This is a genomic window from Burkholderia ubonensis, from assembly GCF_902833085.1.
Lineage (GTDB): Bacteria > Pseudomonadota > Gammaproteobacteria > Burkholderiales > Burkholderiaceae > Burkholderia > Burkholderia ubonensis.
Map to the genome: position 1 here is coordinate 308,638 of NZ_CADFEB010000009.1, position 24,643 is coordinate 333,280.

Annotated in this window: 24 protein-coding genes; 14 read left to right on the plus strand and 10 right to left on the minus strand. The window is 69.3% G+C overall.

Features of this window, described 5'->3' with window-relative positions:
• Positions 1 to 68 precede the first annotated feature (68 nt).
• Together HWX31_RS25610 and HWX31_RS25615 are read left to right on the plus strand one after the other, a co-directional pair.
• A complete protein-coding gene (locus HWX31_RS25610) occupies positions 69 to 662 on the plus strand; it encodes a class I SAM-dependent methyltransferase (RefSeq protein ID WP_174965387.1) in 594 nt (197 codons plus the stop codon).
• Between the two features lie 72 nt (positions 663 to 734).
• Positions 735 to 1,313, plus strand: coding sequence for a hypothetical protein (locus tag HWX31_RS25615; protein WP_059775678.1), 579 nt, complete (start codon positions 735 to 737; stop codon positions 1,311 to 1,313).
• Positions 1,314 to 1,382: 69 nt separating this feature from the next.
• On the opposite strand, the gene fabV is transcribed toward HWX31_RS25615, so the two are convergent.
• Complete coding sequence (gene fabV, locus HWX31_RS25620; RefSeq protein WP_174965386.1) at positions 1,383 to 2,585, minus strand: enoyl-ACP reductase FabV; 1,203 nt, start codon at positions 2,583 to 2,585, stop codon at positions 1,383 to 1,385.
• 160 nt (positions 2,586 to 2,745) lie between these two features.
• On the opposite strand from fabV, the gene HWX31_RS25625 reads away from it, so the two are divergent.
• The 4 genes from HWX31_RS25625 (at position 2,746) to HWX31_RS25640 (ending at position 5,895) form a co-directional block, all read left to right on the plus strand.
• The gene (locus HWX31_RS25625) at positions 2,746 to 3,282 is read left to right on the plus strand and encodes a GbsR/MarR family transcriptional regulator (protein WP_029226786.1); all 537 of its coding nucleotides are present in this window, start codon (positions 2,746 to 2,748) and stop codon (positions 3,280 to 3,282) included.
• Between the two features lie 116 nt (positions 3,283 to 3,398).
• Entirely contained in the window at positions 3,399 to 4,661 is a 1,263-nt protein-coding gene (locus HWX31_RS25630) for an SDR family oxidoreductase (protein WP_174965385.1), read from the plus strand.
• Positions 4,658 to 5,128 carry a DUF2269 family protein gene (locus tag HWX31_RS25635; RefSeq protein WP_059483068.1) on the plus strand — a complete coding sequence of 157 codons (471 nt, stop codon included), beginning with the start codon at positions 4,658 to 4,660 and terminating at the stop codon, positions 5,126 to 5,128. Before HWX31_RS25630 ends, HWX31_RS25635 begins: the two co-directional genes overlap by 4 nt.
• Positions 5,129 to 5,271: 143 nt before the next feature.
• Positions 5,272 to 5,895, plus strand: coding sequence for a glutathione S-transferase family protein (locus tag HWX31_RS25640; RefSeq protein WP_174965384.1), 624 nt, complete (start codon positions 5,272 to 5,274; stop codon positions 5,893 to 5,895).
• A gap of 73 nt (positions 5,896 to 5,968) precedes the next feature.
• Here the strand turns inward: HWX31_RS25640 and HWX31_RS25645 are convergent, their stop codons facing one another.
• Positions 5,969 to 7,369 (minus strand): serine hydrolase domain-containing protein, encoded by a 1,401-nt coding sequence (locus tag HWX31_RS25645; protein ID WP_174965383.1) that lies wholly within the window; start codon positions 7,367 to 7,369, stop codon positions 5,969 to 5,971.
• A gap of 272 nt (positions 7,370 to 7,641) precedes the next feature.
• The gene (locus HWX31_RS25650) at positions 7,642 to 8,793 is read right to left on the minus strand and encodes a YncE family protein (protein WP_244143849.1); all 1,152 of its coding nucleotides are present in this window, start codon (positions 8,791 to 8,793) and stop codon (positions 7,642 to 7,644) included.
• A gap of 287 nt (positions 8,794 to 9,080) precedes the next feature.
• On the opposite strand from HWX31_RS25650, the gene HWX31_RS25655 reads away from it, so the two are divergent.
• The 5 genes from HWX31_RS25655 (at position 9,081) to HWX31_RS25675 (ending at position 12,732) form a co-directional block, all read left to right on the plus strand.
• Positions 9,081 to 9,500, plus strand: a complete 420-nt coding sequence (locus HWX31_RS25655; RefSeq protein ID WP_076475161.1) for an HIT family protein — start codon at positions 9,081 to 9,083, stop codon at positions 9,498 to 9,500.
• 250 nt (positions 9,501 to 9,750) lie between these two features.
• Positions 9,751 to 9,915, plus strand: coding sequence for a hypothetical protein (locus tag HWX31_RS25660; RefSeq protein WP_174965382.1), 165 nt, complete (start codon positions 9,751 to 9,753; stop codon positions 9,913 to 9,915).
• A 98-nt stretch (positions 9,916 to 10,013) separates the two neighbouring features.
• On the plus strand, positions 10,014 to 10,673 hold the full coding sequence (locus HWX31_RS25665) for a methyltransferase family protein (RefSeq protein WP_174965381.1): 660 nt from the start codon (positions 10,014 to 10,016) through the stop codon (positions 10,671 to 10,673).
• Between the two features lie 360 nt (positions 10,674 to 11,033).
• Positions 11,034 to 11,468 carry a hypothetical protein gene (locus HWX31_RS25670; protein ID WP_174965380.1) on the plus strand — a complete coding sequence of 145 codons (435 nt, stop codon included), beginning with the start codon at positions 11,034 to 11,036 and terminating at the stop codon, positions 11,466 to 11,468.
• A 427-nt stretch (positions 11,469 to 11,895) separates the two neighbouring features.
• On the plus strand, positions 11,896 to 12,732 hold the full coding sequence (locus HWX31_RS25675) for a bifunctional allantoicase/(S)-ureidoglycine aminohydrolase (protein WP_174965379.1): 837 nt from the start codon (positions 11,896 to 11,898) through the stop codon (positions 12,730 to 12,732).
• Between the two features lie 71 nt (positions 12,733 to 12,803).
• Here HWX31_RS25675 and HWX31_RS25680 read toward each other — a convergent pair whose 3' ends face one another.
• Positions 12,804 to 13,769 carry an alpha/beta hydrolase gene (locus HWX31_RS25680; RefSeq protein WP_174965378.1) on the minus strand — a complete coding sequence of 322 codons (966 nt, stop codon included), beginning with the start codon at positions 13,767 to 13,769 and terminating at the stop codon, positions 12,804 to 12,806.
• Between the two features lie 157 nt (positions 13,770 to 13,926).
• On the opposite strand from HWX31_RS25680, the gene HWX31_RS25685 reads away from it, so the two are divergent.
• The 3 genes from HWX31_RS25685 (at position 13,927) to HWX31_RS25695 (ending at position 17,837) form a co-directional block, all read left to right on the plus strand.
• On the plus strand, positions 13,927 to 14,946 hold the full coding sequence (locus HWX31_RS25685) for an AraC family transcriptional regulator (protein ID WP_174965377.1): 1,020 nt from the start codon (positions 13,927 to 13,929) through the stop codon (positions 14,944 to 14,946).
• Between the two features lie 159 nt (positions 14,947 to 15,105).
• Positions 15,106 to 17,214 (plus strand): penicillin-binding protein 1A, encoded by a 2,109-nt coding sequence (locus tag HWX31_RS25690; protein ID WP_174965376.1) that lies wholly within the window; start codon positions 15,106 to 15,108, stop codon positions 17,212 to 17,214.
• Between the two features lie 11 nt (positions 17,215 to 17,225).
• Positions 17,226 to 17,837 carry a trimeric intracellular cation channel family protein gene (locus HWX31_RS25695; RefSeq protein WP_174965375.1) on the plus strand — a complete coding sequence of 204 codons (612 nt, stop codon included), beginning with the start codon at positions 17,226 to 17,228 and terminating at the stop codon, positions 17,835 to 17,837.
• Between the two features lie 36 nt (positions 17,838 to 17,873).
• Here the strand turns inward: HWX31_RS25695 and HWX31_RS25700 are convergent, their stop codons facing one another.
• The 6 genes from HWX31_RS25700 to HWX31_RS25725 form a co-directional block, all read right to left on the minus strand.
• Entirely contained in the window at positions 17,874 to 18,698 is an 825-nt protein-coding gene (locus HWX31_RS25700) for a heme ABC transporter ATP-binding protein (RefSeq protein WP_174965374.1), read from the minus strand.
• Positions 18,699 to 18,739: 41 nt separating this feature from the next.
• Positions 18,740 to 19,840 (minus strand): FecCD family ABC transporter permease, encoded by a 1,101-nt coding sequence (locus HWX31_RS25705; protein ID WP_175933979.1) that lies wholly within the window; start codon positions 19,838 to 19,840, stop codon positions 18,740 to 18,742.
• A 15-nt stretch (positions 19,841 to 19,855) separates the two neighbouring features.
• The gene (locus tag HWX31_RS25710) at positions 19,856 to 20,764 is read right to left on the minus strand and encodes a heme/hemin ABC transporter substrate-binding protein (protein ID WP_175933980.1); all 909 of its coding nucleotides are present in this window, start codon (positions 20,762 to 20,764) and stop codon (positions 19,856 to 19,858) included.
• On the minus strand, positions 20,761 to 21,849 hold the full coding sequence (locus tag HWX31_RS25715) for a hemin-degrading factor (RefSeq protein WP_174965743.1): 1,089 nt from the start codon (positions 21,847 to 21,849) through the stop codon (positions 20,761 to 20,763). Before HWX31_RS25715 ends, HWX31_RS25710 begins: the two co-directional genes overlap by 4 nt.
• A gap of 49 nt (positions 21,850 to 21,898) precedes the next feature.
• A complete protein-coding gene (locus HWX31_RS25720) occupies positions 21,899 to 24,175 on the minus strand; it encodes a TonB-dependent hemoglobin/transferrin/lactoferrin family receptor (protein ID WP_174965744.1) in 2,277 nt (758 codons plus the stop codon).
• A 240-nt stretch (positions 24,176 to 24,415) separates the two neighbouring features.
• Entirely contained in the window at positions 24,416 to 24,643 is a 228-nt protein-coding gene (locus tag HWX31_RS25725) for a hypothetical protein (RefSeq protein ID WP_059610501.1), read from the minus strand.

Consider the following 24,643-nt stretch of genomic DNA (forward strand, 5'->3'; position numbering starts at 1 on the left):
GCAAGCCGGTTCAGGCCGTGCTGTCTTCAATCGAATCGACGTCTTGAACGGAGCGAATGGAGAATTGAATGGACCGGATCACGATCGACGCCTACGACACGGCGGCGCAGGCGTTTGCCGACGAATGGCGGGACCAGCCCGCGCCCGCGGACATGTATGCGCTGCTGACGCAGCACTTCGCGCCGGGCGGGCGAACGGCGGATATCGGCTGCGGCGCCGGGCGGGACGTCGCGTGGCTGAACGCGAACGGCTTTCCCGCCGTCGGCTATGACGCGTCGCCGGGGCTGCTCGAACAGGCGCGCACGCGCCATCCGCATCTGCGCTTCTTCGACGCGGCGCTCCCGGCGCTCGACGGCATCGACGACGCGTCGTTCGACAACATCCTGTGCGAGACGGTCATCATGCATCTGCCGCCCGATGACATCGGCGACGCGTGCAGCCGCCTGCTCGCGATCCTGAAGCCGGGCGGCGTGCTGTACCTGAGCTGGCGCGTGTCGGAAGGCGAGAGCCGGCGCGATGCATCCGGAAGGCTGTATGCGTCGTTCGATGCGGCGCTGGTTACCGCGGCGATGCGCAATGCGACGATCGTTTCGGATACGGAAACGGTCAACCAGTCTTCCGGCAAGCGCGTGCGTCGCCTGATCGTCCGGCGCGCGTCGTGATGGTGTACCGTTTGGTTTCTTCTGCCGATTGAAACCTGTCGTCAGGTTGACGACGCCCCTTCGCCCATCGCCATGAAACGCAAACACCTCATCGTCGCCGTTACCGGTCTCCTGATCACGCTCCCGATCGCGGCATTCGCGTTCGTGAAACCGCTGCGCGTCGTCGCGCCCGCGCTGATTCCGGGCGTCACGTGCCCGGACGCGGACATCTGCACCGACGATGCGTCAAAGCTCGGCGAAGCCCGGCAACTTTACGGCGACGGCTATGCGCGCGCGGCGGCCGTCACCGGCCGATTTCAAGCGTCGCCGCGCGTGGTGTTCTGCGCGACGCAAGCGTGCGCCGACGCGTTCGGCCTCGGGCGGCGCGCGGCGGAAGCGGTCGGGAATATCGGCGTGGTGGTCGCGCCGCGCGGCTGGCGGAGCTTCTATCTCGCGCACGAGCTGATCCACTTCAGGCAGGCCGAAGTGCTCGGCAACGTGGCCGTCGCGACCCGGCCGAGATGGCTGATCGAAGGAATGGCGTATTCGCTGAGCGGCGACCCGCGCCATTCGCTCGGCGAGCCGCTGGAATCCTGGCGCGCGCAGTTCGACGCGTGGCACGCGTCGCTGGGCGCACGCGATCTCTGGGACGCGGCGCGCGACGTGCGGTGACGTCGGCGGGTGTCTATCTGGAGGACGGCGCGGCGCGCTGAGCGCGCCGCGCGTCAAGCGGCCTGGAGCTCAGGCCGACACTTCGATGATGCCGGGGATCTGCACGTCCGGGTTCACGTCGGCGTCGTAGTCGACGCCGGCGATCGCGAAGCCGAACAGGCGCAGGAACTCCGTCTTGTAGCCGGCGAAATCGGTCAGCTCGTACAGGTTCTCGTTCGTGACCTGATCCCACAGCGCGACGACTTTCGCCTGCACCTGCGGATCGAGCTCCTTGTAGTCCGCGCGCAGGCGGCCTTCGTCGTCCACGTGCGGCGTCGCGCCGTACAGGCTGTCCTTGAGCAGCCCGTAGACCTGCTCGATGCAGCCCTCGTGCGTGCCCTTTTCCTTCATGACCTTGAACAGCAGCGACAGATAGAGCGGCATCATCGGGATCGCCGAGCTCGCTTGCGTGACGACCGCCTTCAGCACCGACACGCGCGCGTCGCCGCCGGTCGGGGCGAGCGTGTCGCGGATCGCGAGCACCTTCTTGTCGAGATCCTTCTTCGCGGCGCCGATCGAGCCGTTCCAGTAGATGTCGTGCGTGATCTGCTCGCCGAGGTACGTGAACGCGGTGGTCTTCGCGCCGTCGGCCAGCACGCCGGCTTCGCGCAGCGCGTCGATCCACATCTGCCAGTCCTCGCCGCCCATCACCGCGACGGTGCCGTCGATTTCTTCCTGCGTCGCCGGCTCGAGCACGGTTTCGCGGATCACTTCCTTGTCGGTGTCGAGGCCGCGGAAGCTGACCGACTTGCCGATCGGCTTGAGCGTCGAGCTGATCGTCTCGCCCGTCTTCGGATGCGTGCGGCGCGGCGCAGCGAGGCTGTAGACGACGAGGTCGACCTTGCCGAGGTCGCGCTTGATGGTGTCGATCGTGACCTGCTTGACCGCGTCGGAGAACGCGTCGCCGTTGATGCTGCGCGCATACAGGCCCTTCGCGGCCGCGAACTTCTCGAATGCCGCGCTGTTGTACCAGCCGGCCGTGCCGGGCTTCGTTTCGCTGCCGGCGCGCTCGAAGAACACGCCGAGCGTGTCCGCGCCCGAGCCGAACGCGGCCGAAATGCGAGCGGCGAGGCCGTAGCCGGTCGATGCGCCGATCACGAGCACCTTTTTCGGGCCGCCGGCAATCGGGCCATGCGAAGTCACATAGTCGATCTGTTCCTTGACGTTGGCTTCGCAGCCGACGGGATGAGTCGTCACGCAGATGAAGCCACGCACGCGCGGTTTGATGATCATGGAACCCTCTTCTATAAAAGCGGAAAGCCTGGAAACGGCGAAGTTCGCGCATTGTAAAGGAAGCGGCGGCCGACGCGGCAAGCGCCCCCCAAAACCCGCCGGCCTTCCGCCGGTTATTTCTCTATTGACAGAAATAACTGAAACGCCTAAATTTCGCGACATGGAACTCACACCGATTGCCGAACGATTCATCCTCCACTGGGGCGAAATGGGCTCCCGCTGGGGCGTCAACCGCACCGTCGCGCAGATTCACGCGCTGCTGTACCTGCTCGGGCGGCCGGTTGCCGCGGACGAGATCGCGGAGACGCTGAACGTCGCGCGCTCGAACGTCAGCACGAGCCTGAAGGAACTGCAGGCGTGGCGGCTCGCGAAGGTGGTGCACGTGATGGGCGACCGGCGCGATCACTTCGAGACGTCGACCGACATCTGGGAGCTGTTCAAGCTGATCGTCGAAGGGCGGCGCCAGCGCGAGATCGAGCCGACGCTCACGGTGCTGCGCGATTGCCTGACGAGCCCGGAACTCGCCGACGAAAGCCGCGAGACCGAGCAGCGCCTGCGCGACACGCTGCAGTTCGTCGAAACGCTGACGACGTGGTCGGACGAAATGCTGCGGCTCAAGCCGGACACGTTGATGAAGGCGCTCGGCATCGGCGCGAAGATCAGCCAGACCGTCAGGCGCAAGCCGTCGTCGAAGTAAGCCGAAGCGGGCATGCAGCCCGCTTTTTTCGGAGTATGAATTTCTGTCTATACAGAAATAACTGTAAATAAAGGATGAAAAATGGTGTGGCCAGCGCATGCGACGGAGGCATCGGCATGAATATCCTGGTTTGCGGGGCGAACGGATTCATCGGGCGTGCGCTGTGCGCGCGTCTCGAGGCCGGCGGCCATCGCGTCGTGCGTGGCGTGCATGCCGGGCGTCGGGTGGCGGACCCCGGGGAGATCGCGATCGACTATGCGCGCGACGTGCAACCCGAACACTGGCGCGCGCGGCTCGACGGGATCGATGCGGTGGTCAATGCGGTCGGCATGCTGACCGGGCGGCGCGGCGTGACGCTCGACGCCGTGCACCGTGCGGCGCCGTGCGCGCTGTTCGATGCGTGCTGCCGCGCCGGCGTCCGGCAGATCGTCCAGATTTCCGCGCTGGGCGTCGAACGCGGCGATACCGAGTATTTCGCGAGCAAGCTCGCCGCCGACGCGTACCTGCAGACGCTGCCGATCGATTTCCGGATCGTGCGGCCGGCGCTCGTGTACGGCGCGACGGGCGCATCCGCACGCTATTTCCGGATGCTCGCGAGCCTGCCGGTGCACGTGCTGCCTGCCGGCGGCCGCCAGTTGCTGCGGCCCGTGCACGTCGACGATCTGGCCGAGCTCGTCGCGCGGCTGATCGAGCGGCCCGCCGCGGGCGACCGCATCGTCGACGTGGTCGGCGCGGACGAAGTCGAGTACCGCGAGATGCTCGCGATCTACCGGCGCGCGATGGGGTTTCCGCGTGCAATGCGGGTCAGTGTGCCGGGGGCGCTGTTCGCCGTGGCGGCGACGCTGTCCGGGCGGATGCCGGGCGCGATGCTGACGCGCGACTCGTGGGCGATGCTGCGCGCCGGCAATACCGGCGACGTCGCCGCGTCGAGCGCGGCGCTCGGCAGGCCGCCGCGCGGCCTGCGCGCGTTCATCGGCGCGCAGGCCGTGGCGCTGCGCCACGAAGCGCTGGCGGCGTGGCGGCGTCCGCTGCTGACGGGCTCGCTCGCGATCGTCTGGATCTGGACGGCCATCGCGAGCGCGTTCATCCATCCGCTGCGCGACAGCCTGGCGCTGCTCGCGCACGTGCACCTGACCGGAATCTCCGCGCTGGCCGCGCTCTATGCGGCATGCGCGCTCGATTTCGTGTTCGGCGTCGCGACCGTCGTCGCGCCGTCGCGCCGCCTGTGGGCTGCGCAAATCGTGCTGATCGTCGCGTACTCGGCCGTCATCGCGGTCGCGATGCCCGGCCTGCTGGCGGAACCGTTCGGCCCCGTGCTCAAGAACGTGCCGATTCTCGCCGTCCTGTTGATCCTGTTTGCTGAGGAGGAGCGTTCGTGAATATCTATCTCGTCGTCAAGGCGCTGCATATCGTGTCGTCGGTGCTGCTGGTCGGCACGGGGCTCGGCACCGCGTTCTACCTGTTCTTCGCGAACCGCACGCGTTCGGTGCCGGCGATCGCCGCCGTGTCGCGTCTCGTGGTGCGTGCCGACTGGTGGTTCACGACGCCGGCCGTGATCTTCCAGCCCGCGTCGGGGCTATGGCTCGCGCACGCGGCCGGCTGGCCCTGGGATACGCCGTGGCTCGTCGCGTCGCTCGGCCTGTACCTGCTTGCGGGCGCGTGCTGGCTGCCGGTCGTGTGGCTGCAGATCGAGCTGGCCGCGATGGCGAAGCTCGCGCATGCGAACGGCGCCGCCGAACTGCCGGACAGGTACTGGCGTTACGCGAAGACCTGGGAACGGCTCGGCTATCCGGCGTTTCTCGCGATGCTGTCCGTCTATTTCCTGATGGTGCTGAAGCCGATGTGAGCGAGGCGTGCAAACGATGAATCTCGCTTTCCGGTTTTTTGCTTGCAACGCGATCATCGATGGATTCGACGGAAAGGAATCCGCGATAATCAGACGAATCCGAAATCGCCGTACCCTGACCTCACAAGGAACAAGGAGCCTGCATGCTGCACATCCTCGGCAAGATCCCGTCCATCAACGTGCGCAAGGTGTTGTGGCTGTGCGCGGAACTCGACCTGCCGTTCGAACGCGAAGACTGGGGCGCCGGCTTTCGTTCGACCGGCGATCCGGCCTACCTCGCGCTGAATCCGCACGGCCTCGTGCCGGTCATCAAGGACGACGATTTCGTGCTCTGGGAATCCAACACCATCATCCGCTACCTCGCGAACCGCTACGGCGGCGAGGCGCTCTATCCGGCCGAACCGCAGGCCCGCGCGCGGATCGATCAGTGGATCGACTGGCAGGCCTCGGACCTGAACCGTTCGTGGGTCTTCGCGTTTCAGGGCCTCGTGAGAAAGTCGCCCGATCATCAGAATCCGGACGGCATCGCAAAGTCGATCGCGGACTGGACGAAGCACATGCGCGTGCTGAACGCGCAACTCGACGCGACCGGCGCGTTCGTGGCCGGCGAGCGCTTCACGCTCGCCGACATTCCGATCGGGCTGTCGGTGAACCGCTGGCTCGGCACGCCGTTCGAGCATCCGGATTTTCCGGCGGTCACGCGCTATGTCGAGCGCCTCGCCGCGCGTCCGGGCTTCGAGGCCTATGGCGGCAGCAAGAATCCCTGAGCGGGAACAGGCCCTAAGCGGCAGGCGGCGCGAACCGCAGCCAGCGCACCCCGGCGCGCGGGCCCGGCCGCGTTCACTCGCCGCGTGCCGGCACCGCGTCGAGCACGCGTGCGACGAACGCCTCGTGATTCCACGCGGCTTCCGGCCGCGACAAACCGAGCCGCACGATCACCAACTGCCGGCTCGGCACCACGCTCACGAACTGGCCTTCGTGTCCGACCGCATGGAACGCGTCCGCCGGCAGCGCCGGCGCGTGCGGATCGGGGTCGTTGAACGGCTCGGGCACCTTCACCCACAGATGCGCGCCGAATTCCTGGCGCGGCGCTTGCGGCGTCGCGCGCGCCATGTAGCGCACCCAGCCTTCGGGCAGCAGGCGCTTGCCGTCCCACACGCCGTCCTGGAGGAGCAGCTGCCCGAACTGCGCCCAGTCGCGCGCGCTGGCATACATGAACGACGCGCTCGCGAGCGTGCCCGATGCATCCGGCTCGAAGAACGCATTGCGCATGCCGAGCGGCGCGAACAGCGCGTGTTGGGGGAACGCGAGGTAGTCGGTTTCCGTGCCGCCCATCGCGTCGCGCAACACGCGCGCGAGAATCGCGCTCGTGCCGCTCGAATAATGCCAGCGCGTGCCCGGCGGCGCGTCGAGCGGCTTGGCCGACGCGAAGCGCGCGGCGTCGGGCTGCGTGAACAGCATCACGGCGACGTCGGACAGCGGGTCGTCATAGTCTTCGTTGAATCGCAGGCCGCTCGTCATCCGCAGCAGTTCGTCGAGCGTGATGCGCGCGCGCGGATCGCCGGCGTCGCGCCATTCGGGCAGCAGCGCCGAGGCGTCCGGCGAGAGCTTGTGCTGCGCGACGAGCATGCCGATCAGCGCGGCGGTCACGCTCTTGGTCATCGACCAGCCGGGCAGCGGCATCTCCGCCGAAAAGCCCGGCGCGTAGCGCTCCGCGATCACCCGGCCGCGATGGAGCACGACCACCGCGCGCGTGCGCCGCGGCCGCGCGGGATCGGGCTCGTCGAACGCGCGGTCGAGCGCCGTCCGCAGCTTGCGCGCGTCCACGCCGTCATCCGGCGCGGGCGCTGCCGCGGGCGCGGCGGGCGGCGGGGCCGGGTCGGGCAGCGCGGCGGGCAGTGCGCCGGTCGACGGCCCGAGCGCGAGCGTGCAGCCGAGCCCCGGCCGGAATACCGCTTCGCGCCCGGCGAAGCCGGCGAAGGTGGCGCGCGCCAGATGACGGGCGGGGTCGACCGACGGACGGACCAGCTTGAGCAGCGGATGCACGCCCGCCATGATGTCCACGTCGATCACCGACGCCGCGGGGCGGCCCGATACGAACACGCCGGAGCACAGCGCCTTGGCCGCGTAGCCGGTCGCGATCGGCGCGAGCCGGGACAGCGTGTAGCCCGCGTAGCCGAGCGCGGCGATCAGCGCGAGCGCGGCGGCGCGTCGAAGCAGCGGCTTGATGGGGGGCGTCATGCGCGAGCGTCCTATGGTCTGCCGTCGGGTCACGACCGGCAGTGTCGCAGGTTCGGGCGCGTGGTGGCAATCGCGGGCGTGTCGCGGCGCGGCGCATGATGCCGCCGTCCCCCGGGCAAGGCCCGGGGTCGAGCGGACTCCCCCGGCGGGACACGAAGACAGGCACAGGCCGACGCGCGACGCGCCCCTCGGCCGCGCCCCCGGTTGCGCGTCGCCTGCGATCGAATGGGCCGCCGCCGATTCTGGCGTGGGCGGCTTGCCCGGTTACCGCGTTATTGCTGATTGTTGCCGTTCGGACGCAGCGTCCAGACGGTCGCGGAATTCGTGTTGTCATTGACGGCCGCGAACTGCGGCTGGCCGTTGCTGTCGCGCCCAAACGCGAGACCGAATGCCGCCCCCGGGACGATATCGACCTGCATCTGCGCGACGAATTGCCCGCCTATCGTGAACTCGACGATCTCGCTCGGGTGTTGCGGATCGGGGTTCACCGCGTCGCCGTTGGCGGTCACGAGATGGCTGTTCGACGCGAGCGCCAGCGCGAGCGGGCCGTGCAGATGAACCTTGTCGAAGTAGACCAGCCGTCCAACGCCGGCGTTGCGATTCGTCGTCGCGGCGTTCTGGATCGCGAACACGGCGTTGTCGCCGGTGGACGCGACATAGAGAACGTTGCTGTTGGCGTCGTACGCAAGACCCGTCGGGCCGACGACCAGCGCGTTGGGATCGGTCCGGAACGTGTAGCCCGACGCGATGGTGCGCGAGCTCGGCAGCATCGTGACGCCGTTGCTGTCGATCGTGAGATCGATCCGCGCCACCGTTCCGTTCAGCACGTTCGACACGAACGCGGTCACGCGCTGGCCGCCGTCGATCACGGTCAGGTCCCACGGCCCGTCGAGCAGCGTGGCGTCGACCAGTTGCTTGACGAGATTGCCTTGCGGATTGATGACGAGCAGCGAGCCCGGCGGGATGACGTGCTGGCCGTCCGACGTCGGCACGTTGCCGACCAGCACGAAGCCGCTGCGCAGCACCGCGAGTGCGGTCGTGAGGCCCAGGTTCTGGCCCTGGAAGAAGACCGTCGGCGAGTTGTCGGGCGACAGCTTCACGATCGTCGTGCCGGTGCCTTGCAGGTTCGAGCTGTTGTTGAAGTTCGACACGACGACGTCGCCCGGCTTCAGCGTGCTCCATGCCGGCACGCCGGGCGGGACGAAGGCGATGCCGTACGGGTTGAGGTCGCCGTTGGTCGGCACCGTCGACGCGATGACGGACGACGGCGGCAGGATCGTTCCGCCGTCAGCCCATGCGAAGGCCGACGACAGCGCGACCAGACCGGCGCCGCAGACCGCGCGGCGTAGCGTGCGGGCCATCGCGCGCGACGTGCGGGCGATGGCTGGCGGGTCGGGGGAACGACAGGAGGGGAGAGGGATCATGGCATGACTCCAGTAGACGATCGTGAAAGACCATCCGGGCTGCCGGCCTGCGCAGTCTACGGGTGTCCGGCGTCGGCTCGCGCGCGGCGTTGCGGCGCGCGGCGCGAAGCGGCGCTGTGCGTAAACGCATTGACGTACACGGTTATTCCTTTCGTCTGCATGGGTTGCGCGTGCATCGATGCATGCCGCGCGCCGGGCAACCTGACAGGTTGAAATCCGTCCGGCGGTCGGCCGATAATCGTCCGGACTCGATCGACATCCCGGACTCACGCTTATCGGAACCTGCCATGTCCTATGACACCAACAACCCGTTCGCAAAAATCCTTCGTGGCGACCTGCCGTGCGTCAAGGTCGCGGAAGACGACACCACGCTCGTGATCATGGACCTGATGCCGCAGGCGGACGGTCATGTGCTCGTGATCCCGAAGGAGCCCGCAGCGGAAATCTTCGACCTGTCCGCCGATGCCGCGGCCGCGTGCATCCGGATGACGCAGCGCGTCGCGGCCGCCGCGCGCGATGCGCTGCAGCCGGACGGCATGTTCATCGGCCAGTTCAACGGTCGCGCGGCGGGCCAGACGGTCGCGCACGTGCACTTCCATGTGATCCCGCGCTGGGAAGGCGTTGCGCTGAAGCTGCACGCGCGCGACGTCGCCGACGCGGCGACCCTCGAATCGATCGCGCAACGCATTCGCGAACGCTTCGTCTGACGCGGGCGCGCATCGCGACAGGCGATGCGGCGAGCAGGGCGGCAGCGCCCGGCTCGCCGGATGTTTCAGCGGTCATCCCGGGTAACACGTGTAACGGTGCGCGAAACGTCTCGCAAGCGTGCGGACGCTACACTCGGTTCATCGCTTCATCGGACGATATGGACTGCGGTTCGGGCGTTTCGCAGCGGGCGCATCGCGTCCCGCTGCGCAACCTTCGCACGGCGTCATTCGTCCTGTACCGGGAACCCTCATGTCCAGACTTCTCCTCACGCTCGCGCTGATCGGCGGCCTGTCCGGCTGCGTCGTCGCGCCGCCGTACGGCTATGCGCCTGCGCCGGCCTACTACGGCTATGCACCGGCCTATTACGCGCCGCCGGTCAGCGTCGGTATCGGCGGCTCGTTCCGGATCCGCTGACGCGGCGCGGGGCGCAAACGAGCGCAAACAGGCACAGCCTCGCCGGGACGCCGCCGTCCTATACTTCTGCGGAAAACGCTCGTCCCAGCGAGGCAGCCATGACGCTCACGCCCAAAGTCGCGGCCCTGTCGGTCGCGGCCACGCTCGTCTACCTCGGGCTCGCCGTGCTCGGCAGCGGCGGGTTCGCCGCGTTCTTCTCGCATCCCGCGCTGACGGTCGTCGCGATCGCGACCGTCGTCATGACCGTCGTCGCGGCCTTCAGCAGCGGCAACCTGAGCTCAGGCGAGCGCGAGGATCGCGGCAACCGCTGGGTGCTCGCCGCGTTCGGCGCGATCGGCTTCGCCGCCGCGTACCTGCCAGCGCTCACCGACCGGCTGGACGTCTGGACGCTGGAGGGGGAAACGCTGCGCTGGGCCGGCGTCGCGCTGTACATCGCCGGCGGCGCGTTGCGCCTCTGGCCCGTGTTCGTGCTGGGCCGCCGCTTCAGCGGGCTGGTCGCGATCCAGCCCGGCCATACGCTGGTCACGGACGGCATCTATCGCGTCATCCGCAATCCGAGCTATCTCGGCCTGCTCGTCAATTCGCTGGGCTGGGCGCTGGCGTTTCGCGCCGGCGTCGGCGTGCTGCTGACCGTGCTGACGATTCCGCCGCTCGTCGCGCGCATCCGTTCCGAGGAAGCGCTGCTGCGCTCGCATTTCGGGGCCGAGTACGACGCGTATTGCGCGCGGACCTGGCGGCTGATTCCCGGCGTCTACTGACCCTCTTTGCCCGTCATACGCAACCGCGTGCCCTCGATCGGTATCCGGCGGCACCGCGAGTGGCGTCCGCGCGACGCGGCCGGCGCCTCGTTCCAGAGGGACGGAACCTCTGCGCAGCCAGTGCCGGCGCGGGTTTCCGGGCTTGCCGCGACAGGTGCGCCGAGTGTTTCCAAAGTGCGAACATCTTGTTACCACAATGTAGAAGGCAAGCGTCGGGGACCGATGCTATTCTTCGCCGCAAGCTCAATGAAATGAATTCGTCCGGCGGTCAGCACAATGCTCGAATCAACGCCGATCGATTCAATCGTCATACCAGAGCGAACTCTCGATAACAGATTGCGAACAAGGAAGAACCCGAGCATGTGGAAGAAGATCGCCTCCACCCTCGTCGTCGCCGCTCTTGCCGGCGCGACTGCGCTGCCGGCAGCAGCGAGTGATTTGAACAACGCGCTTGGCGGCGCGCTCGGCGGGGTTGCCGGCGCGGCAGTCGGCGGCGCCGTCGGCGGCAGCACCGGCTCGGTGATCGGTGGCGCGATCGGCGGTGGCGCAGGCGGCGCGGTCACGTCGAACCGTCGCGAGCGCACCGGCGCGATCATCGGCGGCGCACTCGGCGGCGGCGCGGGCACCGCGGCGGGCAACGCGATGGGCGGCCGCACCGGCGGCCTCCTCGGCGCGGCCGTCGGCGGCGGCGCAGGCGCGGCGCTGGGCGGCAACATGTCGCGCAGCAACTCGTATGACGACGAGCGCGGTGGCCGCCGTCACCGCCATAAGCATCATCGCCGCGACTGGGACTGATCGTCCCCGCGTGACACGCCGTCGTGAGCGGTGCGCGACTGGCGCGCCGCAGTACGCGGCGGTCACGCCCAAGACCCGGCCGGGCGGCACGCGCCGCCCGCGTCCGCCGGGCACCGCAGGTTGCCTCGCTGCACCCGCTCTCCTGAATTTCTCCCGATCTGCACGCCGCGTGCGTGTGCCTTCCTGATTCCACGCAGGTTTTCCGTACGCCGTTGCGCGCCGCGCGGGTAGTGCGAAAACGAATGGCATCCATCCCAACATTTAATTGGTGAATCGCGGGCGACTTCGATATCGTCAACCGTGCCCGCCGCCGTTGCGTCACCGCAAGGCCGTGCGGGCCGGCGAGCGGAAGCCGCACCGCTTTCACGTTTCCCCGGCAGCGGCGTCACGCCGCCGCGGAACGGACCCACCCATTGCCTGGATGCTTATGTCTAAGACAACGTATTACGCGCCGCATGGCGGCCACCCGCCGCAGACCGACCTGCTGACCGATCGCGCGATGTTCACCGAGGCGTACGCGGTCATTCCGAAGGGCGTGATGCGCGACATCGTCACGAGCTGGCTGCCGTTCTGGGAGAACACGCGCCTGTGGGTGATCGCGCGCCCGCTGTCGGGATTCGCCGAGACCTTCTCGCAGTACATCGTCGAAGTGAATCCGGGCGGCGGCAGCGACAAGCCCGAGCAGGACAAGGAAGCCGAAGCCGTGCTGTTCGTCGTTGACGGCGAAGTCGAGCTGACGCTGCAGGGTTCGAAGCACGTGCTGAAGCCGGGCGGCTACGCGTTCATTCCGCCGGGCGCGAACTGGACGCTGCACAACGTCAGCGACGCCGCCGCGCGCTTCCACTGGATCCGCAAGCGCTACCAGGCCGTCGACGGCATTGCGCCGCCGGAAGCGTTCGTGACCAACGAGCAGGACGTCGAGCCGATTCCGATGCCGGGCACCGACGGCGCGTGGGTGACGACGCGCTTCGTCGACATGAGCGACATGCGCCACGACATGCACGTGAACATCGTGACGTTCCAGCCGGGCGGCGTGATTCCGTTCGCCGAAACGCACGTGATGGAGCACGGGCTGTACGTGCTCGAAGGCAAGGCGGTCTATCGCCTGAACCAGGACTGGGTCGAGGTCGAGGCCGGCGATTTCATGTGGCTGCGCGCGTTCTGTCCGCAGGCATGCTACTCGGGCGGCCCCGGCCGTTTCCGCTACCTGCTGTACAAGGACGTGAACCGTCACATGAACCTGACGCTGAACGCGGCGCGCTGAGCGAAACGCGCGATCGCTGAACGGGCCCGCCGGTGCAAGCCGGCGGGTTTTTTGTTTTCGGTCGACAAGACTCAGTCGGCAACCGACGACTGCGCCGCCACCTCGCGATAGAACGCATCGATCGCCTCCACCATCTGAGCGAGCCCCGGCTGCTCGAGCGGATAGTGCCCGGCGTTGTCGAGCATCACGACCTTCACCGGCACCTTCCGGACCCGCGTGAGGAACAGTTCGCTGAGATGCAAAGGCGTCCATCGGTCGGCGGCGGGCTGGGTCAGCAGGATCGGGCAGACGTCGAAATCCTCCGGCTCCGTCACGGGCCGATACGACACGTAGGAAGCGAGAAAGGCCATCGTCATCGCGTTGCCCGCCGAGCGCCGGTCGGACAGCCAGACCTTCAGGGCAGCGTCGTCGTTGACCAGCGTGGACATCTTGCTCGCCAACGTCATCGGGACGCGCAGCGCTTTCAGCGGCGTCTTCGCGGCGAAGTTCGTCATCGGCCCGCCGACGCGGCTCATGAACCGGTTGCGCGCGGTCTCGTCGCGCACCTGCTGAAGACGCTGATCGAGAAACGTCATGCCGACGATCCCCTTCACCTTCCGGTTCGTCGCGGCCACGTGGTACGTGAGCATGCCGCCCGCGCTCAGTCCGTACAGCACGATGGGGCGGCCGTCCCTGGCCCGTTCCGCATCGACGAGATCGCTGCCGGCGCGCACCCAGTCGTCGTAACGGATCAGCGCGCCCCTGGCCACCTCGGTCATCCCGTATTCCGGCATGTCGACCGCGATCGTCTCGTAGCCGCGCCGCGCGAGCTGCTCGCCGACGATCATCGACATCTGCCGCCCGTTGGTGCCGACGCCGTGGAACAGGATGACCTTCACCGATGCCCGCGGGTTGCGGTACGTGTCGAGATGGAGGCGATGGCCGTGCCAGCTCCACCATTCCTCTCGTGGCAGCTGGTCGTCCTTCCACTGGAAGTCGGGCGGGAGGAACTTCTGCATGTCGCGCCAGACGGTCTGGCTTGCGTAGGTGTCAGGCATGGCGGCGGGGTCCGGTGAGGTGCACGGGGCGACGTTCATGACGCCGCCGCGGTGCGGGTTGCGATGCCGCCAATCTTGGCCGGGCAGCCTCGGGCAGTCCATGCCGGGGCAGGCCAATCGCTTTAGAATCTAGGCCAACCCCGTGGCGAGGCGCCCCATGAACGTCTGGAACTTTGCACGCAGTCCGGCTTCCGTCCTGCTCATGATCGAGTACGCGCGCGGCCGGCAGATCGCGCCGCCGGCGTTGCTCAAGGGCTCGCAACTCACGCTGAAGCAGCTCGCCGACCCCGACTTCACGGTGCTGGCCGCGCAGGAGCTGACGGTCGCGTCGAACCTGTTGCGGTTGATCGGGCACGAAGGCGGCGTCGGCCTGAAGGTCGGCCTGTCCTACCACCTGTCGGCCTACGGACTGCTCGGGTACGGCCTGCTCAGCAGCGCGACGGGCAAGGCGGCCATCGCGCTCGCGGGCCGCTATCCGGCGCTGACCTATACCTTCGTCCGGATCGCGCATCGCCGCGCCGGGCGGCACGACGTGATCACGTTCGAGCCTGCGCCGGAGCTGTCCGGGCAATTGCAGCGCTTCTTCGTCGAGCGGGCGATGGGCGCGACCTGCCGGGTGCTGCGCGACGTGATCGGCAGCGAGTTCGAACTCGCCGCGTTCGACCTCGCTTACGGCGACGAGCCCGGTGGAAAGCGCCACGTCCTCGGCGCCAGGATTCGGCCGGGCCAGCCCGCGAACGCCCTCACGTTCGAGCATGCCCACCTCGAACGGCCGCTGCCGCAAGCGAATGCGGTCACGGCGGCGATGTGCGAGCGCATGTGCGCCGAGTTGCTCGCGCGCAGGCGCACCCGCCTGGACATGGTGTCGTTCCTGAACGAATACCTGGCCACGCACACGTTCGACAGCCCCCCGCAACTGAAGGACATCGCGGCGCTGCTCAACACCAGCGAGCGCACGCTCAAGCGCCGGCTTCAGGAGGAGGGCGCATGCTTCCGGGACATCTCGAACGCCGTGCGCAAGGCCAGGGCGCAGGCGCTGATCGACGAAGGGCGCCTGTCCATCAAGGAGATCGCGCAGGCGCTCGGGTTCTGCGACGTGTCGTCGTTTTCGCAAGCCTATAAACGGTGGACCGGCGCGGCGCCGAGCGTCGCACGACGGCAGGCGAATCGTCCGTAGCGAACGACCCAGACTCATCCCTAAATAAAATTTAGCCAGCCCAACATTGGCTAAAGAATGTTCCGGTTTCGGGGCATCCCTTCGACAATGCGCGCCTTTCGCGACGAGCGGCGACAGGTTGCGCGCCGCGGATTCACCGCATCGAAGAAGGAGCCCGACATGACCGACACTACCGCTTCCCCACCTCCCGCCCCGCCACGCCGCCGCGTGTGGCGCATGCTCGCCGGCGTGCTGCTCGGGCTGACGGTCGCGTGCGCCGGCATCGGCGCGTGGACGATCCAGCGCATCTGGACGCAGTTGCCGTCCGTCGAGCATCTGGCCGTCTATCGCCCGGCGCTGCCGCTGCGGGTCTTTTCCCGCGACGGCGAGCTGCTCGCCGAATACGGCGTCGAGCGCCGCGAGTTCGTGCCGCTCGAACGCATGCCGCCGCTGATGCGCGACGCGCTGCTCGCGGCCGAGGACGCGCAGTTCTACCGGCATGGCGCGGTCGACCTCGGCGGCCTCGCGCGCGCGACGTTCGCGAACCTCGTCACCGGGCAGCCGGGGCAGGGCGGCAGCACGATCACGATGCAGGTCGCGCGCAACTTCTACCTGACGCGCGACAAGGTGCTGAGCCGCAAGCTCGCCGAGATCCTGATGGCGTACAAGCTCGAGCGCGAATACAGCAAGGACAAGCTGCTCGAGCTGTACATGAACGAGATCTACCTCGGCGAGCGCGCGTATGGTTTCGCGGCGGCCGCGTCGGTGTATTTCGGCAAGCCGCTCGATGCGCTGAGCGCGGGCGAGGCGGCGGTGCTGGCCGGATTGCCGAAGGCGCCGTCCGCGTTCAATCCGGTCGTCAATCCCGCGCGCGCGACCGCGCGCCGCAACTACGTGCTCGGCCGCATGCATGCGCTCGGCCGGCTCGACGACGCGACGTATCGCGCGGCCGTCGACGCGCCGCTCGCGCTGTCGACCACGCCGCCGCCCGGCATTCTCGCCGCGCCGTATGTGGCCGAACGCGCGCGGCGCATGATGGTCGAGCGCTTCCACGACGATGCGTACACGCTCGGTCTCGACGTGACGACGACGATCTCGATGCGCGACCAGCACGCGGCCGAAGCGGCGCTCGCGCGCGGGCTGCGGCGCCAGCCGGCGGCGCGCGATGCGAAGCCCGCGCTCGAAGGCGCACTCGTGTCGCTCGACGCGGCGAGCGGCGACATGCTCGCGCTGGTCGGCGGCGCGGATTTTGCCCGCAACGGCTTCGATCACGCGTTGCAGGCGTATCGCCAGCCGGGGTCGAGCTTCAAGCCGTTCGTTTATTCGGCGGCGCTGGAGAAGGGCTATTTCCCGGGCGTGCTCGTCGACGATACGCAGCGCACGCTGACCCGCGCGGAGACCGGCGCGCAGCCGTGGCGGCCGCGCAACTTCGGCAACCGCTACGAGGGCTTCATCCCGGTGCGGCGCGGCCTCGTGCGCTCGAAGAACCTCGTCGCGGTGAGCCTGATGCAGGCGGCCGATCCGCAATACGTGCAGCAGCATGCGATGCGCTTCGGTTTCGACGCGCGGCGCAATCCCGCGTCGCTGCCGCTCGCGCTCGGTTCGGGCGCGGTCACGCCGCTCGAGCTGGCGAGCGCGTATGCGGTGTTCGCGAGCGGCGGGATGCGGCTGGAGCCGCGCCTGATCGCGTCGGTGAAGCAGCGGCACGGCGGCGTGCTGTATGAAGCGTCGCCCGCGGCCGGCGTGCGCGTGATCTCCGCGCGCAACGCGTTCATGATGGACAGCATGCTGCGCGACGTCGTGAGCGCGGGCACCGGACGCGGCGCGCTCGCGTTGCGCCGCGACGATGCGGCCGGCAAGACGGGCACGTCGAACGGCTCGAAGGACGTGTGGTTTGCCGGCTATTCGTCGGGCGTCGTCGCGGTCGCGTGGCTCGGCTACGACACGCCGCGCGGCGTGGGGCGCGCGACCGGCGCGACGCTCGCGTTGCCGGTATGGCTCGACTACATGAAGACGGCGGTCGATGGACGCGCGCCGGCCGATGCCGCGCAGCCGCGCGACGTCGCGGTCGTCGACGGCGATTTCGTCTATGCGGAATACACGCAGGGCACGTGCACGGCCGACGTGCCGCCGTTCGTGCGCAGCGACTTCGCGTGCGCCGCCGCGCCTGCGCCGGCGGGCGCGTCCGCCGTGGCCGGACATGACGCGGCGGCGGGCGTCGCGATGCCCGCCGCGGTCGACGCGGCCGAGCGCGAGCGCGTGCTCGACCTGTTCCGCACCGACGACTGAGGCGACGCGACATGCATACGCTGTACCTGATCGCGATCGTCGCGGAAGCAATGTCGGGGGCGCTGATGGGCATGCGGCGCGGGATGGACCGTTTCGGCCTCGCGCTCGTCGGCGCGGTGACGGCGCTCGGCGGCGGCACGGTGCGCGACGTGCTGCTCGGCCACTATCCGCTCGGCTGGATCGCGCATCCCGAGTATCTCGTCATCACGCTGGCCGCGGCGACTTTCGCGTCGTGGGCGGCGCGCCGTCTCGCGCGGATGAGGACGCTGTTCGTCACGGTCGACGCGGTCGGCCTCGCGGCGTTCACGATCATCGGCTGCGACGTCGGCGCGAAGACCGGCAGCGCGCCGATCATCGTCGTGCTGGCCGGCGCGATTACCGGCGTGTGCGGCGGGATGCTGCGCGACCTGCTGTGCAACGAAATGCCGCTGATCCTGCGCGAGGAGCTGTATGCGAGCGTCGCGTTCTGCACGGGCGCGCTCTATGTCGGGATGCAGTACCTGGGCATCGACGCCGACGTGGCGACCGTGGTCGCGCTCGCGGCCGGTTTCGCGATGCGGATGCTCGCGGTGCGGCTGGGCTGGAAGATGCGGACGTTCGGCGTGGCCGACGTCGAGCGTTGACAGGCGGCGCATGCCGGACGTCGACGCAAGCGTGCGCTACGCCGGCACCATCACCGGCGGCGCGCCGTCGCCGGTCTCGACCATCCTCACCGCAAACCCGTAGCAGCGCGCGATATGCGCGGGCGTCATCACGTCGCGCGGCGCGCCGTGCGCGACGATCTTGCCGTCGGCCAGCATTGCGATGCGGTCCGCGTGGCGCGCGGCGAGGTTCGGGTCGTGGACGATCGCGAGCACGCCGAGCCGCCATTCGCGCGCGACCGCGCGCACGGTCTCGAGCAGCCGATGCTGGTGCGCGAGATCGAGCGCGGCGGTCGGTTCGTCGAGCAGCAGATAGCGGGGCTGCGCGGCATCTTCGCCGTCGTCGTCGGGCCACAATTGCGCCAGCACGCGCGCGAACTGCACGCGCGCGAGTTCGCCGCCCGACAGCGTCGTGACGTCGCGGCCGACCAGCATGTCGGCCCCCGCGCGTTCGAGCGCGCACCACGCGATGTCGCGATCGCGGCGCGACGCCGCGCCGCCGCGGCGTGCGTGCGGATAGCGGCCGAGCAGCACGATCTCGTCGACGCTGAACGGAAACGCCGGTTGCGCCGCCTGCGGCAGCACGGCGCGCAGGCGCGCGAGCCGGGTCGCGTCGATGTGCGCGAGCGCTTCGCCGTTCAGCGTGACGGCGCCGGACACGCGTGCGCCGGCCGGCGCGCCGCGCCCGCTCAGCTCGCCGGCGAAGGTCTTCAGCAGCGTGCTCTTGCCGGCGCCGTTGCGGCCGAGCAGTGCGGTGACATGGCCTGGCTCGATCGACAGCGACAAGTCGCGAAGGATGACGGCGCGGCGGCGTGCGACTTCGAGTTGGTGGGCGATCAGCATGGTCGTGAAGGAAGGGCTCGCTGGCGTGGAAATCGGCGCGCTCATCCGCCGAGCGCGCCGCGGTTTTTCCACAGCAGCGCGAGAAAGAACGGCGCGCCGAGCAGCGCAGTCAGCACGCCGAGCGGAATTTCCGCCGGCGCGGCGACGGTGCGCGCCGCGAGATCGGCGGCGAGCGTCAGCGCCGCGCCGAGCAGCGCGGCGCCGGGCATCACGATCCGCTGGTCGGGGCCGCACGCGAGGCGGATGCAATGCGGCGCGAGGAGCCCGATGAAGCCGATGATCCCCGCACACGATACGAGCGCGCCGACGGCGAGCGCGACCGCGACGAGCACGCGCCGCTTGAGCCGCTGCACCGGCACGCCGAGATGCAGCGCCTCGGTTTCGCCGAGCTGCAGCGCGTTCAGCGCATCGCGCTCGCGCGCGAGCAGCGCGCAGCCGATCGCGACGCACGGCGTGACCGCCGCGAGCGCGGGCCATTGCGCGCCGCCGAGGCTGCCGAGGCTCCAGAACGTCAGCGTGCGCAGCTGCGCATCGTTCGCGGCGAACGTGAGCAGCCCGATCGCCGCGCCGGCGAGCGCGTTGATCGCGATGCCGGCGAGCAGCAGCAGCGGCAGCGCGAGCCGGCCGCGCGACGCGGCGAGCCGGTAGACGAGCGCCGCGACCGCGAGCGCGCCCGCGAACGCGGCAACAGGGAGCACGGCGGGCAGCACGGCCGTGCCGGCCAATGCGGCGAACAGCGCGGGACCGAGCACGATCGTCGTCGTCGCGCCGAGCGCCGCGCCGCTCGACACGCCGACGAGCCCCGGGTCCGCGAGCGGATTGCGGAACAGCGCCTGCATCGCGGCGCCCGCCGCGCCGAACCCGCCGCCGACCAGCAGCGCGAGCGCGACACGCGGCGCGCGGATGTCGAGCAGGACCGCGCGCGCCTGCCGCGCGGCGGCGTCGCCGGTCAGCGCGGCCCAGAGCTCGGCAGGCGGGATGCGATACGCGCCGATGCACAGCGCGGCGACGGCGGCAGCGGCGACCAGGACCACAAGGGCCGCCAGCGCGAACGGCGCGAGCCGGCGCGACGCGCCGATGCGTGCGGCGCCGGGCGAGGCCGCGTGCGGCGGGGCGGCGAAGGGCGAAGCATGAGCGGGCATCGTGACGATCCGGAATCAGGCGAGCGCATCCGACAATTGCCGGTGCAGCGTGGTGAGGGCGAGCGGCAGGCGCGGGCCGAAGCCGAGCAGCAGCAGCGCGTCGAGCGACACGACGCGCCGCGCGCGGCCGGCCGGCGTCGCGGCGAAGCCCGGCGCGGCCAGCAGCGCCGCCCGGCCGCCGACCGCCGCGAGCCCTTCGTCGGAGATCAGCACGATGTCGGGCGCGGCCGCGGCGAGTGCCTCGGTCGTCAGCGGCTTGTAGTGATCGAAGCCCTGCATCGCGTTGCGCGCGCCTGCGTAGCGGATCATCGCGTCGGCGGCGGTGCGCTGGCCCGCGGCGAGCGCCTGGTTGCCGGTGTGGTTGAGCACGAACAGCACGCGCGGCGCCTGCGCGCCGCCGGGCGGCTGCGCGGCGACCGTCGCGCGTGCGACCTGCCAGTCGCGGTCGAAGCGCTGCAGCAGCGCTGCGCCCGCGTCGCGCACGTCGAGCGCCTGCGCGACGCCCGTGATCTTCGCGCGGGCGGAATCGACGTCGTGGCCTTCACGGAACGTCGACACCGCGACGCCGGCGCCCTTCACCTGCGCGAGCGCGGCCGGCGGCCCGGCTTCGGCCGACGCGAGCACGAGGTCCGGCCGCAGCGACAGCAAGCCCTCGGCCGACAGCGCGCGCTGGTAGCCGACCTTCGGCAGGCGGCGCGCGGCGTCGGGATACGTGCAGGTCGTGTCGGTGCCGACGAGCGTATAGCCGCGCGCGTCGGCGGCGCCGAGCGCGAACGCCGTTTCCGCGAGCGCGCCGCCGATCACGACGACGCGCTTCGCCGGCGTCTGCGCGTGCCCCCGGCCCGGCAGCGCGCTAGCGAGCGCTCCGACTGCCGCGCTCGCGAGCAGGATGCGGCGCTGCCGGTTGAGCGGCCCGCCGCTCACCGTGCGTCTCCGTGCTCCACCGGCGGCAGGCCCGCGACCAGCGTCCGCCAGTCGTCGCGTTCCGGCCGGCCCGGCTTGCGTTCGCCGAACAGCAGCGCGACGTGCTCGCCCTGGCGGTCGAACAGCTCGAGCGACGTGACGATGCCGTCGCTCGTCGGCTTTTTCACGACCCACGCGGCGGCGATCATGTCCTCGCGCACGTGCAGGTTGAAGCCGGGATCGAGCACGTTGAGCCACGCGCCCATCTCGCGCACGTTCGCGACCGGCCCGGTATGGATCTGGATCATCCCCGCGTTGCCGACGAACACCATGATCGGCTGCCCGCTGCCGGCCGCGCGTTCGAGCGCGTGACGCAGCGCACGCGTGTCGACCGGGTACGCGAATCGCGGATCGGCGAGCCGCAGCGCCTGCAAGCGGCTCACGCCGAAGCGCTGCGTGATGCCGAAGAACTGGTGCGTGTCGGTCATCGCGTCCCACGCCGCGCGAAAGCCCTCGACGTCGATCTCGCTGTCCGCGCGCTCGGGCGCCTTCGGCGCGGCCGGCGTGACCGTGAGCCCCGGTTCCTGCGACGGCGCGCGCCAGCGCTCGACGAATGCGTCGTACGCGGCATGATCGCTGTGCGCGCGCAGATAGACCTTGTGGATCGCATCGCCGTGCGCATCGAAGAACTGCAGGCTCTTCAGCGTGCCGTGCGCGGTCGCGTCGCTGACCGCAAACGCGAATGCCCAGTGACGGTAGAAGATGCGCAGGTCGATGTCGCCGAGCGCGAGGCCGACCGGGCCGTCGTGGCTCATCTGCGCATATTCGCCGTCCTTCTCGTGGACGGCGGTCTCGTTGCGCGTGAGCGCCATCACGCGGCCGAGCCGCGGCATTTCCTCGAACATCGCCGGGAAGCGCGCGTCGAGCCGCACGACGTGCTCGCCGACGAACGCGGCGAGCGCCTGGCCTTCGCTGACGCCGAGCGCCTGCGCGGCGTCGCGGTTGCGCAGCTGGCGCTCGGCCTTGAGCTTGACGAACGCGTCGCGCAGCGCGGCGGCCGTGCGCGCCTGGCTGGCGGGTTGACCGGGAACGGCGGATTGCATCATGTCGGACTCCTTCGTGTGACGGATGGGTAGGGAACGCCGGCGGCACGCATCAGAAATCGACCTTCATGCTGACGGCGACGGTGCGCCCGGGCGCGGAATACGCGTCGAGCACCTGCGAATCGGCCGCGATGCCGCGCACGTCCGACCAGTTCCAGTACTTGCGATCGAACAGATTGCGGATGCCGATCGTCGCGCTCACGTGCTTGTTGAAGCGGTAGCCGCCGCGCACGTCGACGACGAACGACGACGGCGGCGCGAAGCACGGCTTGTTGGACTGCGAGCACGTGCCGGCCGGGATGTCCTTGTCGCGCTTCGCGGCCTGGAACAGCAGGTCGGTCTGCACGAACCAGCGCTCGCCGGGCTCGTAGCGCACGCCGAACACCGCGGAGAAAGGGTTGATCGAATCGAGCGGCTGGCTGGCCGCGCCGTTGTTCTGCGTCGAGCCCTTCGTGAAGGCCAGCGCGGTCTTCAGCGTGATGCCGTTCGGCATGATCCATTCCGCGCGGCCTTCGAGGCCGTGGATGCGGGCGTCGGCGAAGTTCACGTACTGGAACACGAACGGATCGTTCGGCCGGCCGCTGCCGGCGATCGTCGTGCGCGAGATGAAGTTGCGATAGCGGCCCGTGAACGCGGCGGCGCTGTAGCGCACGACGCCGTAGCCGGTGCCCGCCTTGCCGCGCAGGCCTGCCTCGAACGTGTCGCTCGTCTCGGGCTTCAGGTTCGGATTGCCGATCGACGTATAGCCGAACACGGGGTTCGAGAAGCTGCTGTTGACCTGGTCCGGCGTCGGCGTGCGGAACCCGTGCGCATACTGCGCGTACGGAATCAGCGCGGGCGTGATCTCGTACAGCACTGCGACGCGCGGCGACAGTTCGCGCGCGCTCGTCGACACGGCCTTGCCGGTGAACAGCGGGTCGTTCGCGCTCGGGCTCAGCCGGTACGCGTCGAAGCGCAGCCCCGGCGTGACGAGCAGCCGCCCGTAGCCGATCTGGTCCTGCACGAACGCGCCGAGCAGCGTGTAGTCGGTGTCCGGGAACGCCTTGTTCGGGAATGCCTCGCCGACGCCCGGCACCGTGCCGTCGCGATAGTTCTTCACGCGCGACAGGCTGCCGTCGACGCCGTAAAGCAGCTTGTGCGCGAACGGGCCGGTCGAGAAGCCGCTTTCCGCGAACGCCGAGCCGCCGAACGTGCGTTCCTCGTAATGGTTGTCGCGCGAGCGGGAGCGCAGCGAGCCGCCGCGCGTCTCGAACGCGAACTGGTCCTGCGTCGCCTCCTGGTAGTAGAACTGCGCGTGCGCGTTCTGAAACCAGCGGAAGACATCGTCGTGGAAGTCGTAGTCGATGCTGAAGCGGTTGCGCTCGAGGCGGTCGCTCGTCGTGAGGCCGAGCGTCGTCGGCGGATTGATCGCCGACAGCACGTTCGTGCTGATGCGCCGCTGCACGGTTTCCGCGGTGAGCTTGATCGTGTCGCGCGAGGTCGGCTTCAGCACCAGCTTGCCGAGCAGCGATTCCGAGTAGACATCCTGGGGATTCGACGTGGTGCGCAGCGTGCTCGCAGTGTTGTTGCTGCCGCGCGTATCGATCTCGTGGCCGCGCCGACCGTCGGCGACGATCATCCCTTGCACGCGATCATTGCCGGCCGCGGCCGACACCGTCGCGCCGATGCTGCGGTCGGTCGAGTCGTAGCTCGGCCGGAACGAGAAATAGTAAGGCTTGCGATAGATCGACAGCAGGTCCTGCGGGTCTTTCGTGATGAAGTTCACCGCGCCGGTGAGGCCGTCGCTGCCGTACAGCGCCGACGCCGGCCCGCGCAGGATCTCGATGCGCTTCAGCGTGTCGAGGTCCGCATAGTCGCCGCGGCCCGCTTCGAGCGGGCCGAACGAGAACGCGCTCGGCAGGCGGATGCCGTCTTCCATCAGCAGCACGCGATTGCCTTCGAGGCCGCGGATGTTGATGCTCGAGTCGCCGTCGCGGCCGCCGCCCAGCGCGGCGCTGCCGGGCCGGTACGCGGTGCGGCGCACCGTGACGCCCGGCTCGTAGCGCAGTGCGTCCTTGATGTTCGCCGCCTGCTGTTCCTCGAGATCCTCGTCGGTGATCACCGACACGGACGCGGCCGTGCGGCTCGCGGCCGTCGCGGTGCGGGTGGCCGTGACGGTGACGGGGTCGAGCAGCGCGGCATCGCCGCGCGTGGACGCGGCGAGCCGGGTGGTGGTCGGCGGGGTGGCGCCTTGCGGCAACGAATCGGCGAAAGCCGGAGCGACGGACAGGCCGAACGCGCCGAACAGCGCAGCGCAAATCGGCCGCCGCGCCAGCGTGTAGCAATGCACAGGTGGTCTCCCAGTGATGAAACAAGCCCGAAGGCTGGCTGGGTGACGCGTTCACCTGGCTGGCCCGTTCGCGCACGCGAGGCGCCGAACGGCTGGATGAAAGGAAAAGGGTAAAACGTGCCGAATTGTAAATGAGAATTATTATCAATTCAAGGTGAAGGAGCGCGCCGGGTGCCGTGAGGCGGCAAGGACGCGCGGATGCCGCCAGCGCGGACGCCGCCCGCACGCGCGGACGCCGCGTTACGACAGCGATTCGAGGCGGATCAGCAGATTGCGCGCATGGGCGATGAACGCGTCGTGCGTGTCGCGCTCGCTGCGGCCTTCGAGGTGGTGCTCTTCCGCGAACGCGATCTGCTCGGCGAAGATCTCGCCGAGCGCGCGGCGGGCATCGGGGGGAAGCGCACGGATCATCGAGACGAGCAGCAATTCCTGCGCGCGGAGCATGCCGGACAGCGATTGAGCGTTCAT

What these genes read in the sequence shown, in the direction of transcription:
- HWX31_RS25610 (WP_174965387.1), top strand. Translation starts at nt 69, where the DNA reads ATGGACCGGATCACGATCGACGCCTACGACACGGCGGCGCAGGCGTTT.
- HWX31_RS25615 (WP_059775678.1), top strand. Translation starts at nt 735, where the DNA reads ATGAAACGCAAACACCTCATCGTCGCCGTTACCGGTCTCCTGATCACG.
- fabV (WP_174965386.1), bottom strand. Translation starts at nt 2,585, where the DNA reads ATGATCATCAAACCGCGCGTGCGTGGCTTCATCTGCGTGACGACTCAT.
- HWX31_RS25625 (WP_029226786.1), top strand. Translation starts at nt 2,746, where the DNA reads ATGGAACTCACACCGATTGCCGAACGATTCATCCTCCACTGGGGCGAA.
- HWX31_RS25630 (WP_174965385.1), top strand. Translation starts at nt 3,399, where the DNA reads ATGAATATCCTGGTTTGCGGGGCGAACGGATTCATCGGGCGTGCGCTG.
- HWX31_RS25640 (WP_174965384.1), top strand. Translation starts at nt 5,272, where the DNA reads ATGCTGCACATCCTCGGCAAGATCCCGTCCATCAACGTGCGCAAGGTG.
- HWX31_RS25645 (WP_174965383.1), bottom strand. Translation starts at nt 7,369, where the DNA reads ATGACGCCCCCCATCAAGCCGCTGCTTCGACGCGCCGCCGCGCTCGCG.
- HWX31_RS25650 (WP_244143849.1), bottom strand. Translation starts at nt 8,793, where the DNA reads ATGATCCCTCTCCCCTCCTGTCGTTCCCCCGACCCGCCAGCCATCGCC.
- HWX31_RS25655 (WP_076475161.1), top strand. Translation starts at nt 9,081, where the DNA reads ATGTCCTATGACACCAACAACCCGTTCGCAAAAATCCTTCGTGGCGAC.
- HWX31_RS25660 (WP_174965382.1), top strand. Translation starts at nt 9,751, where the DNA reads ATGTCCAGACTTCTCCTCACGCTCGCGCTGATCGGCGGCCTGTCCGGC.
- HWX31_RS25665 (WP_174965381.1), top strand. Translation starts at nt 10,014, where the DNA reads ATGACGCTCACGCCCAAAGTCGCGGCCCTGTCGGTCGCGGCCACGCTC.
- HWX31_RS25670 (WP_174965380.1), top strand. Translation starts at nt 11,034, where the DNA reads ATGTGGAAGAAGATCGCCTCCACCCTCGTCGTCGCCGCTCTTGCCGGC.
- HWX31_RS25675 (WP_174965379.1), top strand. Translation starts at nt 11,896, where the DNA reads ATGTCTAAGACAACGTATTACGCGCCGCATGGCGGCCACCCGCCGCAG.
- HWX31_RS25680 (WP_174965378.1), bottom strand. Translation starts at nt 13,769, where the DNA reads ATGCCTGACACCTACGCAAGCCAGACCGTCTGGCGCGACATGCAGAAG.
- HWX31_RS25685 (WP_174965377.1), top strand. Translation starts at nt 13,927, where the DNA reads ATGAACGTCTGGAACTTTGCACGCAGTCCGGCTTCCGTCCTGCTCATG.
- HWX31_RS25690 (WP_174965376.1), top strand. Translation starts at nt 15,106, where the DNA reads ATGACCGACACTACCGCTTCCCCACCTCCCGCCCCGCCACGCCGCCGC.
- HWX31_RS25695 (WP_174965375.1), top strand. Translation starts at nt 17,226, where the DNA reads ATGCATACGCTGTACCTGATCGCGATCGTCGCGGAAGCAATGTCGGGG.
- HWX31_RS25700 (WP_174965374.1), bottom strand. Translation starts at nt 18,698, where the DNA reads ATGCTGATCGCCCACCAACTCGAAGTCGCACGCCGCCGCGCCGTCATC.
- HWX31_RS25705 (WP_175933979.1), bottom strand. Translation starts at nt 19,840, where the DNA reads ATGCCCGCTCATGCTTCGCCCTTCGCCGCCCCGCCGCACGCGGCCTCG.
- HWX31_RS25715 (WP_174965743.1), bottom strand. Translation starts at nt 21,849, where the DNA reads ATGATGCAATCCGCCGTTCCCGGTCAACCCGCCAGCCAGGCGCGCACG.
- HWX31_RS25725 (WP_059610501.1), bottom strand. Translation starts at nt 24,643, where the DNA reads ATGAACGCTCAATCGCTGTCCGGCATGCTCCGCGCGCAGGAATTGCTG.